This window comes from Exiguobacterium sp. TDN 0502, from assembly GCF_050846835.1.
Lineage (GTDB): Bacteria > Bacillota > Bacilli > Exiguobacteriales > Exiguobacteriaceae > Exiguobacterium_A.
The window spans coordinates 26,607-42,834 of sequence record NZ_JBOZGJ010000007.1; the positions used below are offsets into that span (position 1 = coordinate 26,607).

The following is a 16,228-nucleotide window of genomic DNA, read 5'->3' on the forward strand; positions in this document are numbered from 1 at the left end:
CTCAAAAAATGACGCACCTTTTCACGCCCTTTCCTCAGGCGAGACACAAGCCCGTTTTCCCGCTCTATTCGAGCAGGAAAACGGGTCTTGTTTGTCTCTGACAGCGCAAAATTGCGCTTTTTCCTGTAGGAGTGGCGTGTAACGTGTCATTCTTCTTTATACCCGGAAGGAGAATCAGAAAAGCGTTTTGTTCACTCGACATCGCTTCCTAGGGAAAAACAAGCAAGAGCGACCCTGCAGCGAAGCGAAGCGGCGCGATGCTTGTCCCAGGAAAACGATGCGAGACGAACAAAAAAAGCGCAATCCTTCTCGTTAGAGAACAATTGCACTTATCTTCAGTCTCAAACGGATTCGATGTACTTCGAATCCGTTCCAATCCTATTAGCGTACACGGTACAGACGTGCTTCAAACGGGCGAAGGACAAGTTCTGTTCCTTCATGATGCATCGTCGGATAGTTGCCGAGCAACATATTGTCCGAATGCAGGATGATATCCGTATCGATTTCCGCTGTTTCGCCTTTTAAGTTCGTAACAATCAAGAACTGCTCGTCCCCAAGCGTCCGTGTATAGACGTAGACTTTCGTATCTTCCGGTAAAATGAGATCGTACGCACCGTAAATCAATGTCTCTTCCATTTTACGGATTTGAATCATTCGTTTATAGAAGTTCAAAATCGAGTCTTCGTCTTGTTCCTGCGACGCGACATTGATGTCCGCGTAGTTCGGGTTGACACCGAACCATGGCGATTGATCCGAAAAGCCACCGTTTTGCTCGTTCGTCCACTGCATTGGTGTGCGTGAGTTATCACGCGACGAGTTCCATATGACTTCCATGATCTCTTCATGTGTTTTCCCGGAAGCGAGTTGCATCTCGTACATGTTCTTCGTCGCAACATCATCATAATCCGAGATGTCCGGGAATTGAACGTTCGTCATCCCGATCTCTTGCCCTTGATAGATGAACGGTGTGCCTTGCATGAAGAAATACATCATCGCAAGCGACTTCGCGCTCTCTTTCCAGTATTGTTCCTCGTCACCCCAAAGGGAAACGGAGCGAACCTTATCGTGGTTTTCGAGATACAAGGCATTCCAACCTGTTGCTTCAAGCCCTTTTTGCCACTTTGTCAGTACTTGTTTCAGTTTGACGACGTCGACGCCTTTTTCCGCATCCGCGCGCCAGAGATCCATATGCTCGAACTGGAAGACCATGTTCATCTTGCCGTTCTCTTCTCCGACCCAGAGGTCTGCTTCTTCCGGCGTGACGCCGTTCGCTTCTCCGACAGTCATGATGTCGTATTTCGAGAATGTCTCATCTTTCAGCTCTTCAAGATACGCATGGATCCCTTCGACGTTCATGTGCATGTCGAATGACGGTACATACGGCATACCGAGCGGGTTCGGGAGATCAGCGAATGATTGATCCTTGTTGATGTGACTGATCGCATCGATTCGGAAACCGTCGATTCCTTTATCGAGCCACCAGTTGATCATCGTATAGACGGCTTGACGCATGTCGCGGTTTTGCCAGTTCAAGTCCGGTTGACGGCGTGAGAAGACGTGCAGGAAGTACTGCTCTGTCTTTTCGTCGTATTCCCATGCTGATCCACCGAAGATACTTTCCCAGTTGTTCGGTTCGCCGCCGTTGATCGCATCTTTCCAGATGTACCAATCGCGTTTTTCATTGTCTTTTGACGAACGTGATTCAAGGAACCATGGGTGTTCATCCGATGTATGGTTGACGACGAGATCGAGCAAGACCTTGATGTCTCGTTTATGCGCTTCTTCCATTAAAAGATCGAAGTCCGCCATCGTACCGAACTCATCCATGATGTCTTCATAATCACTAATATCATAGCCGTTATCGTCGTTCGGTGACTTGAACATCGGACAAATCCAAAGAACGTCGACGCCAAGATCCTTCAAGTAATCGAGTTTTGCGATGATACCCGGAATATCGCCGATTCCATCGTTGTTTGCATCATAAAAGCTGCGTGGATAGATTTGGTAAGCAACTGCTTCTTTCCACCAAGCTCGTGTAATTGTTTGTTGGGCCGTTTCAGGGCGCGGTATCATTTGTGTCATGTGTCAGAAATCCTCTCGTAGGTGAGTCGTTAGTAAGGGTTAGGTATATGTGTCAGGTATTCATTTTGCATAGCGCAACCGATTGCGCAAATCCTCTACTTTTATCTTATCAAATCCACTTCCAAAGTCAATGTCTCGGGGGTGATTCCACCATTTCACATCAACGGGTGTCACTCTTCGGTCACATCGAATATTTCAGTCAGATTTACATTACATTTACTGAATTATCCTACACTGTTTATCGGTCGATTTCTACCTTTTTGCATAACCTTTCCTTTCCAAAGTGAATCTTTTTTTATTCGTTCGGGTATACCCTAACCAATGCACGTAAAAAAAGGGGGATTTTCAAGATGAAGGGACAATTCTTTATTGGTGGACAATGGCTAGATCACGGACGGGAACGGACAGATGTCACGAATCCAGCAACCGGGGAGGTCGTCGGTAGCGTACCGAACGGAACAAAATCAGACGTCAACGATGCCGTCGAAGCAGCACGGAAGGCTTTTCCAGAATGGTCGAAGCAGACAGTATACGAACGTGCTGAACTCTTGGAAAAACTCTATGCCAAGATGATCGAGAAAAAAGATGAACTGGCTCGCCTGATGACACTTGAGATGGGAAAACCGCTCGCTGAGTCAGAAGGAGAAGTCCAGTATGCGGCAAACTTCGTCAAATGGTTCGCAGAGGAAGGAAAGCGGGCGTATGGACGTGTCATACCGACACACGATGCTTCCAAACGTCTTCAAGTCATCAAACAACCGGTTGGTGTCGTCGCCGCGATCACACCATGGAACTTCCCGGCAGCCATGATTACCCGAAAGCTTGCTCCGGCACTCGTCGCCGGATGTACGTTCGTCATTAAACCACCAACAGCGACTCCGCTTACCGCTCTTCGTCTTCTTGAACTCTGTCAGGAAGTCGGGATTCCAGAAGGCGTCGTCAATGCCGTTACAGGTAGCGGGAAAGCACTCGGTGAATCACTCGCGACACATCCACATGTCGATAAAATCACCTTCACCGGCTCTACCGAAGTCGGACGGACGCTGATGGCTCAGGGAGCAGAGACGATCAAAGCGATGTCGCTTGAACTCGGTGGACATGCACCGATTCTCGTCTTTGATGATTGTGATCTCGATTTAGCCGTCGCGGAAACGATCAAATCGAAGTTCCGCAACGGCGGACAGACCTGTGTCTGTGGAAATCGAATTTACGTATCGGATTCGATTTATGACGCGTTCGTTGAAAAACTCGGGAAAGAAACGGCGAAGTTAAAAACCGGAAACGGTCTGGATGCCGAGACGAAGATCGGACCGATGATCAATAAAGCCGGTTACGATAAAGTCAAAAAACATGTCGATGACGCTACTTCAGCCGGTGCTCGAGTCGTCACGGGCGGAACAGGAACGACGGATGAAGAGAACGATGTCTACTATTATGAAGCAACCGTTCTCGCCGACGTCAAACCCGGCATGCTGATCATGAATGAGGAGACGTTCGGACCTGTCGCTCCCGTCCAGCGTGTCAGTTCTGACGAGGAAGCGGTTCGTTATGCCAACCAGACACCATTCGGTCTTGCTTCATACGTCTTTACGAAGGATTATGCCCGTGCCATTCGAGCGATCGAAGGACTTGATTACGGAATCGTCGGCTGGAATGACGGGGTTCCTTCCGCTGCGCAAGCTCCGTTTGGCGGAATGAAACAATCCGGTCTTGGACGCGAAGGCGGTAGTGAAGGACTCGAAGCGTATCTTGAGACGAAATACATCTCCATCGGTGGACTAGCGTGAACGCGGCGGATTGGTTCGTCCAATGTTTAGAAGCAGAGGGCGTCACGCACATCTTCGGCGTTCCCGGTGAGGAGAACATCACCTTGCTCGAATCACTCAGCCGTTCGTCCATCACATTCATTACGACACGTCACGAAACGAACGCCGCTTTCATGGCAGCGATGTTCGGTCGTCTGAGCGGACGACCGGGGGTCTGCTTGTCGACACTCGGTCCCGGTGCGACCAACATGATGACCGGGATTGCAAGTGCAACGATGGATCATTCCCCTGTCGTCGCAATCACTGGGCAAGGGGCGCTATCGCGGCAGCATAAAGCATCGCATCAAATGTTTGATCTCGTTGATTTGTATCGTCCCGTCACGAAGTCCAGTACATCCGTTTTGACGGCAGAAGTGATCCCGGAAATCGTACGCCGTGCATTTGCGACGGCACAGAGTGAAAAGCCGGGAGCCACGCATATTTCTTTCCCGGAAGACATCGCTAAACAAGAACAGAAAGAAGCTGCGAATCCTGTCAAAAACGATAGTGTTCCGACGTATCTTCATCCATTGACGATTGATGACCCAGACGTTTTACGATTGATTGAACGATCACAACGTCCCGTCATCATCGCCGGTTTCGGGATTCATCGTCAACACGCACTCGAGGCATTTCGAGCGTTCGTTGAGCAACTAGGTGCCCCCGTCGTCGAGACGATGATGGGAAAAGGCTCCATTACCTCGCAGCATCCGCTTGCCGCGCACACGATTGGTTTACCGGATGTCGATTACAATCAGCGGATTCTTGATGCGAGTGATCTGATCATTACGATCGGTTATGACATCACGGAATTGCCCCCGCAAAAGTGGAATCCGAAAAAGACGCCGGTCGTCCATCTGGATACGAACCCCCACGAAATCGATGCCTACTATCCAGTCGTCGCGAATCTAGTCGGGAATCTTTCAGATCTATTGACCGCTTTGACACCACTGCTTCCAAAGCGTTCCTGGAACGGCTGGCAACGGAATCGCGATAAGTTGCGCCAAGAGATTCAAGAGACCTATTCCCTCGCACTCCCTTTGCATCCTCAAAGCATCGTTCGTGAGCTCGAACGCACGGTCGGTGAAGCCGGGATGGTCTTCTCGGATGTCGGGGCACACAAAGTCTGGCTCGCTCGCCATTATCAAACGACACATCCGGATCAATTGTTCATTTCGAACGGCTTCGCCTCCATGGGTTATGGATTATCAAGTGCGCTCGCAGCCAAATTACTGTATCCCGATCGACGCGTCGTGTGTGCTGCCGGAGACGGTGCCTTTCTCATGAATGGACAGGACCTCGAAACCGCCGTCCGCTTGAAGCTGCCACTCGTTATATTGATTTGGCGAGACGGGACGTACGGTCTCATCGAATGGAAACAGCAACAAGCGTACGGAAAATCATCGTACATCACGTTTGATAATCCGGATCTCGTTCAACTGGCTCATGCTTTTGGTGCGCTTGGGCTTCGCGTTGGAGAACATGGTTCGCTTGCTCATTGTCTCGACCAGGCATTTGCTAGTGATGGACCCGTATTGATTGACTGTCCGGTCGATTACCGGGAAAATCTAAAATTAAGTGAACGTCTCCGGACGTATGGAGGGTGATATACATGACACAACCACGTAAGCTACAATCAATTTCAGACTTTGACCAGTTTGCTTCTGAGCATTCGACATTCGTCATCTGCAAGCACAGTACGACGTGCCCGATCAGTGCTGCTGGATTTTCGGAGTACACGAAATTCGCAGATGAAACTTCAGTTCCGACGGCGTATCTCTTCGTTCAGGAAGCACGGACGTTATCGAACCACATCGCCGAGCACTACAATGTACGCCATGAATCACCACAAGTCTTGTTCATTCAAGACGGTAAATCGGTCTGGACAGCCTCTCATTACGACATCACGAAAGATGCACTCGAAACAAACGTCGAGTAAACGCCGGATGAAAAAATAGTCTCCAAGCTGTTTCAGACTGAAGACGAAGCGCAATTTTTCTCTAACGAGGAGGATTGCGCTTTTTATGTTCATCTCGAATCTTTTTGATTTAGAAAAACGCTTTCAACATTACACAAAAAATAAAATTATCTTTCTTAGCTATTATTATTTGTAATTCGAACTAAATCGGATTAAGATAAACTACAGATAGAACGACCGTATAGAAATCTGTACCGTTAGTTTAGTTAGGAGGATACTTATGCAACAAAGTACGACCCATACTGCCCGACCACCCTATGGCATTCTTGCCGTTTTAATGATCGGAGCCTTCATTGCTTTCTTAAATAACACTTTGCTTAACATCGCCCTTCCTTCGATCATGAAGGATTTAGCGATTGAACCAGCGACTGCACAATGGCTTTCGACTGGTTTCATGCTCGTCAACGGTGTCTTGATTCCGACATCGGCTTTCTTGATTCAAAAATATTCCGTCCGTCGCTTGTTTTTACTCGCGATGACCCTCTTCTCGACCGGAACGATTCTTGCCGGATTCGCGGATGTCTTCCCTGTGCTACTCGCAGGACGGATGATTCAAGCGTCCGGTTCTGCCATTATGATGCCGTTACTAATGAACGTCATGCTCGTCAGTTTCCCGATTGAAAAACGCGGAACGGCGATGGGCTTCTTCGGTTTGATCATGATGGGGGCACCAGCGATCGGACCGACGTTATCCGGTTGGATCATCGAGCACTATGATTGGCGGATGTTGTTCCACTTCATCACACCAATCGCTTTGATCGTTCTCGTCGCCGGTTTCTTCTTACTACGCGACGTCAAGGAACGGTCAGCAGCTAAAATCGATTTGACGTCCGTTGCACTCTCTTCCCTTGGTTTTGGTGGACTGCTGTACGGATTCAGTTCTGCCGGCTCAAAGGGCTGGGACAGCTTCCACGTCTATGGAGCTCTAATTGTCGGGGTCATCGCACTCGTGACATTCATTTATCGTCAGCTTCACATGGAACGTCCGATGCTCAATTTCAAGATCTACCGTTATCCGATGTTCGCCTTGTCTTCTGCCATCTCGATGGTCGTGACGATGGCGATGTTCTCCGGGATGTTATTACTCCCGATCTATGTCCAGACGATTCGCGGTATCTCACCACTCGATGCGGGTCTCATGTTATTACCGGGTGCCATCTTGATGGCGGTCATGTCACCGATCAACGGTAAATTGTTCGATAAGATCGGTGGACGTCCTCTTGCATTGACTGGTTTGTTCATCACAGTCGTCACCAGTTATTACTTCAGTCAGCTCGAGATGGATACGACGTATACGCATCTGATCGTTCTGTATTCATTGCGGATGTTCGGAATGTCAATGGTCATGATGCCTGTCTCGACGAACGGTTTGAACCAGTTACCAACACGCTACTACCCACACGGTACAGCGATGAACAATACGCTGCAACAAGTATCCGGTGCGATCGGAACAGCCTTGCTCGTGACGATCATGTCGACGCATGCAAAGACACGCGGAACAGAACTCGCAGCTGAAGCGGCGAAGAACATGACGAGTCAACCGACAGCTGAAGCGGCTGCTGCTCTGAAACAACAAATCACGATGCAGGCAACGCTTGACGGGATCAACTATGCGTTCTTCATCTCGACGTTCATTGCTGGTTTAGCGTTCGTTCTTGCTTTCTTCATTAAGCGCTCGACACAGGCGGAAGATATCATCAGTGATCGCCGTTCATTGAACGAAACAATCGTCAAACCGCAAGTTTCCAATCAATAAAAAAGCAGTCGCCTCTCACGACTGCTTCAGATTGTAGACAAATGGACTGACTCAATAAAGAATGACGCGTCTTTTCACGCCCTTTCCTGTAGGAGTTGCGTGTGACGCGTCATTCTTTTTTACGAGATAAAGGGAACATCCTCTGATTGATGATGCTCTCTCTCACCTATCACAAGAAGTCCTCCTTCTTCTTTTCTACTTTCTTATACCAAGAAGAAGAATCGGAGAAGCGTTTTGTTCACTCGACATCGCTTCCTAAGGAAAAACAAGCAAGAGCGACCCTGCAGCGAAGCGAAGCGGCGCGATGCTTGTCCTAGGAAAACGATGCGAGACGAACAAAAAAGCGCAATTCTTCTCGTTAGGGAACAATTGCACTGTGTCTTCAGTCTCAAGCAGTCGCCTCTCGCGACTGCTTTTTTATTATTTGAGCTATATACTGGTACCCCCTATACCTATATGTTAAAGTAAAAATAGCAACAAGATCATCAAAGGAGGTACGACTATGACACATGATCATCCTGTCGTTCCACGAACAAATGAAGAACAAGACGCTTTACTGAAGCGATTAAAGCGCATCGAAGGACAAGTCCGCGGGATTGCCAACATGGTCTCCGAAGACCGCTACTGTATCGATATCCTGACGCAAACCGCATCCATCCAAGCTGCATTGCGGCAAGTTGAACTACAAATCATCGAACGCCATGTCAAGATGTGCATGCACGAGGTCGCGACGCGTCAAGACAGTACGGACGCTTACGTTGATGAGTTGATGACCGTCATCGCTCGATTGAAGAAATAAGGAGGGATTCCGATGTCGAAAACGATTGAACTCGATATTGAAGGCATGACCTGCGCAGCCTGCTCCGCGCGGATCGAAAAAGTCCTGAACCGGATGGACGGCGTTGAAGCAACGGTCAACTTACCGCTTGAGACAGCACGTGTTTCCGTTTCCGATGCTTACGACGATCAAGCGATCATCGAAAAAATTCGGAAAATCGGATACGATGCCACTGTCAAACAAGCGCCTCACGCCGCAAAGTCGAATCGTCGAATGCTCTACCGCTTCATTGTCGCAGCACTACTTTCGCTTCCTTTACTAGCAAGTATGCTGACACACATTCCGAATAGCCCGTTCCATCTGCCCGCATTGATGAATCCGTGGTTCCAGTTCGCCTTAGCGACGCCGGTCCAGTTCATCATTGGTGCTCCGTTTTATGTCGGAGCCTATAAAAGTTTACGCAGCGGCAGTGCGAACATGGATGTTCTGGTGGCACTCGGGACATCTGCCGCTTATTTCTATTCCGTCGCCGAGATGCTGTTCGCCTCTGACATGCCACGTCTTTACTTCGAGACGAGTGCCATCCTGATTACGCTCGTCCTGCTCGGCAAGGTCCTCGAAGACCGGGCTAAACAGCAGACGACAGGTGCTATCAAAAGTCTGCTTTCTCTACAGGCGAAAGAAGCGATCGTTCTCGAAGACGGTCAAGAACGGATCGTTCCGATTGATGCCATCCGAACCGGAATGGTTCTAGTCGTAAAACCAGGGAATCAGATTCCGACGGACGGAGTCATCCGGTCCGGAGATGCCTATCTCGATGAATCAATGCTGACCGGGGAATCCATCCCGGTTCACAAAACAAAAGGTGCCTCCGTCATCGGCGGTACACTGAATACGAACGGATCCCTGCAAATCGAAGCGACAAAAACCGGGGAATCCACGGTCCTTTCGCAAATCATCCGTGTCGTCGAGCAGGCGCAGACGGAAAAAGCACCCATCCAGCGGCAGGCTGACCGGATTTCTGGTATTTTCGTACCGGTCGTCGTCGCGATCTCGCTTTTGACGCTAGTCGTCTGGTGGGCAGTCACCGGGTCGTTCGCAGAGGCAATCCGTCCCGCCATTGCCGTCCTTGTCATTGCCTGTCCGTGCGCTCTCGGACTCGCGACACCAACCTCGATCATGGTCGGCACCGGTAAAGGAGCAGAGCGCGGCATTCTCTTTAAAGGCGGTGCACAACTCGAAAGCCTTCAACATGTGGATGCAGTCGTCTTTGATAAGACAGGCACTCTGACCGTCGGACGCCCTGTCGTCATCGAGACGTTCGGTGCTGAATCTGCACTCGATTTCGCTGCTGCACTCGAACGTCACTCGGAGCACCCACTCGCTCGCGCCATCACAGCAGAGCGGGATGTCGTCTTCGATATTGACCGCTTTCACGTCGAGACGGGACGCGGCATCACAGGGCAGATCATGGGACATGATCTCGTCGTCGGTTCAGCTCGGATGATGCAGGAACGCGATTTTGCAATACCTGACTGGACGTCCGCCGGGGCGACATTCGTGTATGTCGCTGTGGACGGACACGTCACGGCCGGATACGCGATTCGTGACGCGCTAAAAGATTCAGCAAAAGAAACGATCCAGCGGTTGCGCCAGACAAAAGACGTGTATCTCTTAACCGGTGATCGCCGAGAAGTTGCGGATCATCTGGCACAGGAACTCGGACTTGATCCGTCTTTCGTCTTTGCAGATGTCTTACCGGTCGAGAAGGCGGATGTCATCCGAACCTTGCAAGAGACGAAACGTGTTGCGATGGTCGGAGACGGCATCAATGACGCCCCTGCCCTCGTCACAGCAGACGTCGGCATCGCACTCGGTAGCGGAACGGATGTCGCCCTTGAAGCAGCAGACGTGACGTTACTCGGGCACGATTTGAAACAAGTCTTACTGGCGATCGAACTCAGTGAACAGACAATGAAAAACATCCGTCAGAACCTGTTCTTTGCACTCGGCTATAACACGATTGGCATTCCGGTCGCTTTTCTCGGTCTGCTTGCGCCATGGCTTGCTGGTGCCGCGATGGCATTCAGCTCTGTCTCTGTCGTGACGAATGCGTTACGATTAAAACGTACCCCACTATCTGAAGGAGGAACAATATCATGAAAGAAACAACATTACCCGTCATCGGGATGACATGTAACCATTGTAAAGCGAGTGTCGAATCGGCTTTATCGGAAGTCGAAGGTGTACAACACGCTACTGTCTCACTCGAACAAAACCAGGTGACGGTAAAACACGAAGACGTTCCGCGTGAGCGTCTCGTCGATGCGATCGAAGAGATCGGCTACGACGTACCAACCGTCTAAAAATTCAAGCCAAACTGCTTCCAACGCGCAGTTTGGCTTTTTTATTTTTTGAAAAGCGGGAATGTACGGAGTAAGGAGGGGTTCGTATGGTACCGAAAATCGAATTCGTAGAACACTTCGACGACAACAAAGGAAAACGATTCAAAATCGAACTTTGGAATCTCGGAACCTTCACATTCAGTGCCGAGTCAGCTCGTGGACCTGTCACCCGTTTTACCTCCATTGACATTCAATTCGTTCAAACGTGCGTTCAACGAATGCGCTCGATCGTGGACGCCAAAAAAGCATTTCAGGAAGATCAACCGGTCTAATCCTGTCCTTTTTTCCATTCTCCTCATGGCATTTGCCATGAGTTTTTTTGTTTCGGGTCAATGTTTTTCGATATTTCCGTCTTTTTTTTCGAAAATCGATACCACTTTGGCAAGTTGAACCGATAAGAAAATGACATGATTTTATTCACATCTTGAGTACTGGAGGCAACTACGTGCGTAATCCCTTTAAAAGCAAGACAGCTTCAGCTTATGAAGCCACTATCGGTTTTCCCGATTCCCGTCTCATCACGAAGACGGCGGATCCTGATTTAACATCCCGTCTCGTGTACATGGGATATACAGAAGAACAATTACAAACACTCAAATCGATGGCACCGGTCGTTCAAGGCATTTTAGATGAAGTCCTTGAACAAGTCCTCGATCACCTTCTCCTAAATCCAGAGATGGCGACGATCGCAAAACAATCGTCGACACGCGAACGGTTGAAGAAAGTCTTCGCTGACTATTTCACGAGTCTGCTGACGGGGAACATGGATGAGTCGTTCCTTGCGATGCGAACACGGATGGGACAGACGCATAAACATAACTTCGTTCCTGTCACATGGTTTATCGCTTCGTATGCAGCGTTTCAGACGTTATTGATTCCAAAAATCGTCGAACACTATCAGCATGATCCAGCACAACTGACGACGGCCGTACTCGCATTGACCCATGCGATGAACTTAGATGCTCAGATCGTGACGAGCCAGTACGTTGATTCTCGTCTCAATGAAGTAACAGCAGCGAACGAGTCACGTCGTCAACTTTTGACAGACGTCGTTCGTGTCAGTCAAGAAGTCGCAAGTTCCGTCGAACATACGGATCATGCCATCATCGAGACGAGCCGCCGCGCTTCACAAGTATTAGCGGAAACCGCTCAGACAGAACAGACGAGTCAGCAGCTCGTTCAAATGACGATTGCCAACGAACGACAGATGCAACAGATGGAGCAACAATTCGCTCAATCGACACAACAAGTCGGTACTTCGCTTGAAAGCATTCATGAATTAAAGACGACATCAGATGAGATCGTTCAGATGACCCAAAGCATCGAAGCGATTGCCAATCAGACGAACTTACTCGCGTTGAATGCGTCAATCGAGGCAGCACGCGCCGGTGAACATGGTAAAGGATTCGCTGTCGTCGCGACGGAAGTCCGGAACCTCGCTGAAAATGCGAAGTCATTGAGTAGTAGCATTAATGGTCTGATTCAAAAGAACAATGGTAATATCACACAACTCGTTTCTCAGATGGAAGATATCACACGTGCTAACACCGCATCTCAGCAAGAATTGCAACAAGTCAAAGAAGGCATTCAAACGGTTAAAGGTGAAATGGAGAACTCCCTTGCCTTATTTGGTCGCAATAAAGAAAACCTCGGACAAATCGTCGAGACGATCCAAGGTCTCAGTAAGACGACGCAAGGCTTAACGACACTGACGACGGATCTCGTCGCTGCTTCCGAAACGCACTAAAAAACAGGCATCTCTTATTCGGTCATGACCGAACAGGAGCTGCCTGTTTTGTTTTTAACCATCCTGTTCTGCTGTGACGACAAGACGTTGATCGTATCCTTTTGAGTTCGTAAACGTACCAATGCATGAGATGAGCGTCAGTTTGTTCATGACGGTCGCACCGAAGATTGATCCGACCGGTGCTTCATCGACAGGATAGGACATGACGTTCGTCACCACGTATGATACCTGTTGTCCTGCTTTTCCCGTCACTTCAATTCGTTGCCCTTTTTTCAGCTTCGCCAAATCATAAAAGACAGCAGGTCCGTCTTCATCGTCGAGATGTCCTGCTAATACAACATTTCCGGTTTGACCGGCTTTTGCCCCGTATTTATACCACGCGACTTGATCCGTTTGTTTCGGAACATCCATTCGTCCTTGCTTGTCCTTCCCAACGACTTCGATGTTCGCTTTCACATCGAGCGTCGGAATCGTAAGACGTGTTGGTACGAATGCCTCTTCGTCCACCTTTTCGGATGAAGTGGACGAAGAAGAAGTCTTTGTTTCGGTTTGTTTTGGTTTTTCCGTATTTGTAGCATTTGGAGGTGATCCCGATTGGCATCCGGCTAATACGAGTAAGAGAAGCAGACTACTCTTAAGCGTTCTGTTTACGACGGACGACATATGCTGTTCCTACTAACAAGGCTGCTGCTGCGATTGCCCATGGTGTAGCTGAAGCCGTATCAGACGAACCACCGAGTCCTGTGTCTGGCATCGATGCCATCTCACCACCATCAGGGATCAAGAGGACATCAAATGCTGGTTCACCTTCCAGTAAACCGATTGCGAGGGCTGTATAGTTTTTGCCATTGTCGAGCTTGACACCATCAAGTGCTTTGACGACATCGGTTGCTCCTGCAGGACGGACTTCAAGATCATATGTCCCTGCATCGAGTGTACCGTAGTCTGAGACTTTCGAGAATTCAAGATCGCTGAAGAGTGGATCTCCACCTTTTGGTGCGACATCAACAGCCGGTGCATCCGGTGCAAAGTGTGCGACTCGGACCATTGATTTGCCATCTTCGCCTTTGCCGTTGTCTTCCATGACTGCAAGTTTGATATCGGCTAACTTACCGATTGCTGCGACAGAATAGAATTTACCAGCTTCCACGTTGAGTGTTTGAGAGATCACAGGATCTTTTGTTGTTCCTGCAGCGAATACTTCTACTTTATGTTCGCCAGCTGGTAGTGTGAGGTAATCTGTGACATCTTTGAATTTTGCTCCTGATACCGCTTTTTTGCCATCGACCGCGATATCGACTGCCGGAGCATCTGGTGAAGCATGAATGACACGAACCATTGCGTCATCGGCTGCGCCTACTGGAAGCACGAATAGTGCGAACAGTAACGTAGCGGTCACAAATGATAAGAGTTTCTTCATTTTTTTTCCACCTTTCTGATTGTCAAATGTACATCGCTCTCAAACCAATGTTCTTACATTTCAGAACATTTCCTGCGTGGTGACATCTTAAACTTAAGATACTTCCGTATATGTGTAAAGATTTCAGTGTGCTATGAACTTGTTTCGAAAACACATTGACCTTTTCTTTATTTATGAAATAAAATATATAATAATTCAATTGAAAAGAAGGTTTATTACAATGGATTCTTACGATTTAAAAATTATTGATCTATTGAGACGAGATGCTCGGATGAAGTGGTCAACACTGGCACAGCACATCGATTTATCAGCACCGGCTGTTGCAGAACGTGTCGTCCGCTTGCAGGAACAAGGTATCATCCGTCAGCTGACGACAGTTCTTGATCCCACTGCATTCGACTATCGCTTGGCTGCCTTTGTCGCCGTTTCACTCGAACGCCCGGAACATCGCGCACCGTTTCTTGAACGGATCCATCAGCTTGAACATGTATTAGAATGCCATCATGTCGCGGGTGACGATGATTATCTGCTCAAAATACGTTGCCGTGACACGGAACAGCTGGACGAGATCATCACCTATCAGATTAAAGGACTCCCAGGAATCCTGCGGACAAAAACGACGATCATCATGCGGACGGAAAAGGAAACGCTTCATTTTCCGTTACCTGAGGTCGACTGATGTTTACAACAGGTTTTGGAATCGGGTTTGCCTTAGCCGCCCCGGTTGGTCCAATCGGACTTTTATGCTTGCAACGGACACTTCGATACGGACGAATTTCCGGCATTGTGTCCGGACTCGGAGCCGCTACGGCAGACTTCACTTACGGAATACTCGCGTTATCTGGTTTTTCACTCGTACAATCTTTACTCACCCAAGCCTCCTGGATGCAATTGATTGGTAGTCTGTTTTTGTGTTACATCGGCTGGTCGATGTTTCAAGCTTCTTCGAACGCCTCGATTTCCGATACGGCGTCGTCACGGTTAAGTGCCTATCTGTCCGTCTTATTTCTGACGTTCTTGAATCCGATGACGATCACGCTGTTCCTGGCGTTGTTTGCCCGCTTTGAGTTGACGATGACGAACGGACAAGATGCGTTCTTGTTTCTAATCGGTATTTTTCTCGGTTCTGCCGCCTGGTGGATTATCCTAGCGAACATCACGCACCTGCTCAAGCATCAGCTCGCGACACCCCTTCTGCGCGTCATCCAGTGGACGTCTGCCAGTCTGATCATCGGATTCGGGTTGTTCGGGATGATTCAGTTCTTCTTCTGAACAAAACAAAAGAGACCGACAGCACGTCTGGTCTCTTTTGTCTATTTATTTGATGAACCCGATCATCATCTCGCGTAATACTTTTGCTGCTGCGATCGCTGTCATGTCCGATTGATCGTACGCCGGGCATACTTCTACCAAATCCGCGCCAATGACGTCAACGTCTGCTCGTGCAATCATGTGAACGACTTCGAGTAGTTCCTTCGTCGTCACTCCACCGATTTCTTGTGTCCCTGTTCCCGGTGCTGCTGACGGATCAAGCACATCGATGTCGATCGTGACATAGACCTTTTTACCGGCAAGTGTCGGAAGAACTCGACGAAGCGGCTCGACGATCTCGTATTTGAAAAGGTTGTAGCCTGACGTCTTCGCCCATTCGAACTCTTCTTTCATCCCTGAACGGATTCCGAACGAATAACAGTTTTCTGGTCCGATCAAGTTGGCGATCTTCTTGAGCGGCGTCGAGTGTGACAATGGCTCGCCTTCGTACTCGTCACGTAAGTCCGTATGCGCATCAAAATGAAGCACGACGAAATCATCGTAGTGTTTATCGAACGCTTTGACGACGGGCCACGTGACTAAATGTTCGCCCCCCATACCGAGCGGGAACTTGCCTGCTGTCAGTAACGAATCGACATATTCTTCAATCATATCGAGTGACTTTTGGGCATTGCCGAACGGTAACGGGATGTCTCCTGCGTCAAACAGTTTCGCATCAGCGATATCTCCGTCTAAATACGGGCTATACTCCTCTAAACCAAGTGAGACTTCCCGGATACGTGCCGGACCGAATCGTGAACCTGGACGGAAACTGACCGTCCAGTCCATCGGCATACCGTATAAAATTCCTTTTGCATCTTCGTGAGTCGGTTGACTCGCAATAAAGACTTTTCCTGAATAAGCTTCATCAAAACGCATGATCCATTCCCCCTGTTCGTTGGTCGTTTGCTGATCCAAACGCCTCTTTACCTGACAACAGAGCGAT

General features: G+C 48.9%; 15 protein-coding genes. 11 read left to right on the forward strand and 4 right to left on the reverse strand.

What is annotated here, in order from left to right:
- Positions 1–381 precede the first annotated feature (381 nt).
- Complete coding sequence (locus ACRPK8_RS08965) at positions 382–2,082, reverse strand: glycoside hydrolase family 13 protein (protein ID WP_432237920.1); 1,701 nt, start codon at positions 2,080–2,082, stop codon at positions 382–384.
- Positions 2,083–2,432: 350 nt separating this feature from the next.
- Between ACRPK8_RS08965 and ACRPK8_RS08970 the strand changes: the two genes are divergently transcribed.
- From ACRPK8_RS08970 to ACRPK8_RS09010, 9 genes are all read left to right on the forward strand, one after another.
- A complete protein-coding gene (locus ACRPK8_RS08970) occupies positions 2,433–3,869 on the forward strand; it encodes an NAD-dependent succinate-semialdehyde dehydrogenase (RefSeq protein ID WP_432237921.1) in 1,437 nt (478 codons plus the stop codon).
- Positions 3,866–5,494, forward strand: coding sequence for an acetolactate synthase large subunit (locus ACRPK8_RS08975; RefSeq protein WP_432237922.1), 1,629 nt, complete (start codon positions 3,866–3,868; stop codon positions 5,492–5,494). The genes ACRPK8_RS08970 and ACRPK8_RS08975 overlap by 4 nt, the downstream gene beginning before the upstream one ends.
- Before the next feature lie 5 nt (positions 5,495–5,499).
- Positions 5,500–5,826: a bacillithiol system redox-active protein YtxJ gene (gene ytxJ / locus ACRPK8_RS08980; RefSeq protein WP_432237923.1), complete on the forward strand. Its 327-nt coding sequence runs from the start codon at positions 5,500–5,502 to the stop codon at positions 5,824–5,826.
- A gap of 259 nt (positions 5,827–6,085) precedes the next feature.
- Positions 6,086–7,621: a DHA2 family efflux MFS transporter permease subunit gene (locus tag ACRPK8_RS08985; protein WP_432237924.1), complete on the forward strand. Its 1,536-nt coding sequence runs from the start codon at positions 6,086–6,088 to the stop codon at positions 7,619–7,621.
- A 502-nt stretch (positions 7,622–8,123) separates the two neighbouring features.
- On the forward strand, positions 8,124–8,420 hold the full coding sequence (locus ACRPK8_RS08990; RefSeq protein WP_432237925.1) for a metal-sensitive transcriptional regulator: 297 nt from the start codon (positions 8,124–8,126) through the stop codon (positions 8,418–8,420).
- Positions 8,421–8,432: 12 nt separating this feature from the next.
- Positions 8,433–10,562: a heavy metal translocating P-type ATPase gene (locus ACRPK8_RS08995; RefSeq protein ID WP_432237926.1), complete on the forward strand. Its 2,130-nt coding sequence runs from the start codon at positions 8,433–8,435 to the stop codon at positions 10,560–10,562.
- Complete coding sequence (locus ACRPK8_RS09000; protein ID WP_432237927.1) at positions 10,559–10,765, forward strand: heavy-metal-associated domain-containing protein; 207 nt, start codon at positions 10,559–10,561, stop codon at positions 10,763–10,765. Before ACRPK8_RS08995 ends, ACRPK8_RS09000 begins: the two co-directional genes overlap by 4 nt.
- An 86-nt stretch (positions 10,766–10,851) precedes the next feature.
- The gene (locus ACRPK8_RS09005) at positions 10,852–11,076 is read left to right on the forward strand and encodes a hypothetical protein (RefSeq protein ID WP_294739435.1); all 225 of its coding nucleotides are present in this window, start codon (positions 10,852–10,854) and stop codon (positions 11,074–11,076) included.
- A gap of 173 nt (positions 11,077–11,249) precedes the next feature.
- Positions 11,250–12,551, forward strand: a complete 1,302-nt coding sequence (locus ACRPK8_RS09010) for a protoglobin domain-containing protein (protein ID WP_432237928.1) — start codon at positions 11,250–11,252, stop codon at positions 12,549–12,551.
- A gap of 54 nt (positions 12,552–12,605) precedes the next feature.
- Here the strand turns inward: ACRPK8_RS09010 and ACRPK8_RS09015 are convergent, their stop codons facing one another.
- Complete coding sequence (locus ACRPK8_RS09015; RefSeq protein ID WP_432237929.1) at positions 12,606–13,058, reverse strand: class F sortase; 453 nt, start codon at positions 13,056–13,058, stop codon at positions 12,606–12,608.
- A gap of 127 nt (positions 13,059–13,185) precedes the next feature.
- Positions 13,186–13,971, reverse strand: a complete 786-nt coding sequence (locus ACRPK8_RS09020) for a DUF4397 domain-containing protein (protein WP_432237930.1) — start codon at positions 13,969–13,971, stop codon at positions 13,186–13,188.
- Positions 13,972–14,191: 220 nt separating this feature from the next.
- On the opposite strand from ACRPK8_RS09020, the gene ACRPK8_RS09025 reads away from it, so the two are divergent.
- The gene (locus ACRPK8_RS09025; RefSeq protein WP_432237931.1) at positions 14,192–14,650 is read left to right on the forward strand and encodes an Lrp/AsnC family transcriptional regulator; all 459 of its coding nucleotides are present in this window, start codon (positions 14,192–14,194) and stop codon (positions 14,648–14,650) included.
- Positions 14,650–15,243, forward strand: coding sequence for a LysE family translocator (locus ACRPK8_RS09030; RefSeq protein WP_432237932.1), 594 nt, complete (start codon positions 14,650–14,652; stop codon positions 15,241–15,243). Before ACRPK8_RS09025 ends, ACRPK8_RS09030 begins: the two co-directional genes overlap by 1 nt.
- 45 nt (positions 15,244–15,288) lie before the next feature.
- Here the strand turns inward: ACRPK8_RS09030 and speB are convergent, their stop codons facing one another.
- The gene (gene speB, locus ACRPK8_RS09035; RefSeq protein ID WP_432237933.1) at positions 15,289–16,161 is read right to left on the reverse strand and encodes an agmatinase; all 873 of its coding nucleotides are present in this window, start codon (positions 16,159–16,161) and stop codon (positions 15,289–15,291) included.
- Positions 16,162–16,228 lie beyond the last annotated feature (67 nt).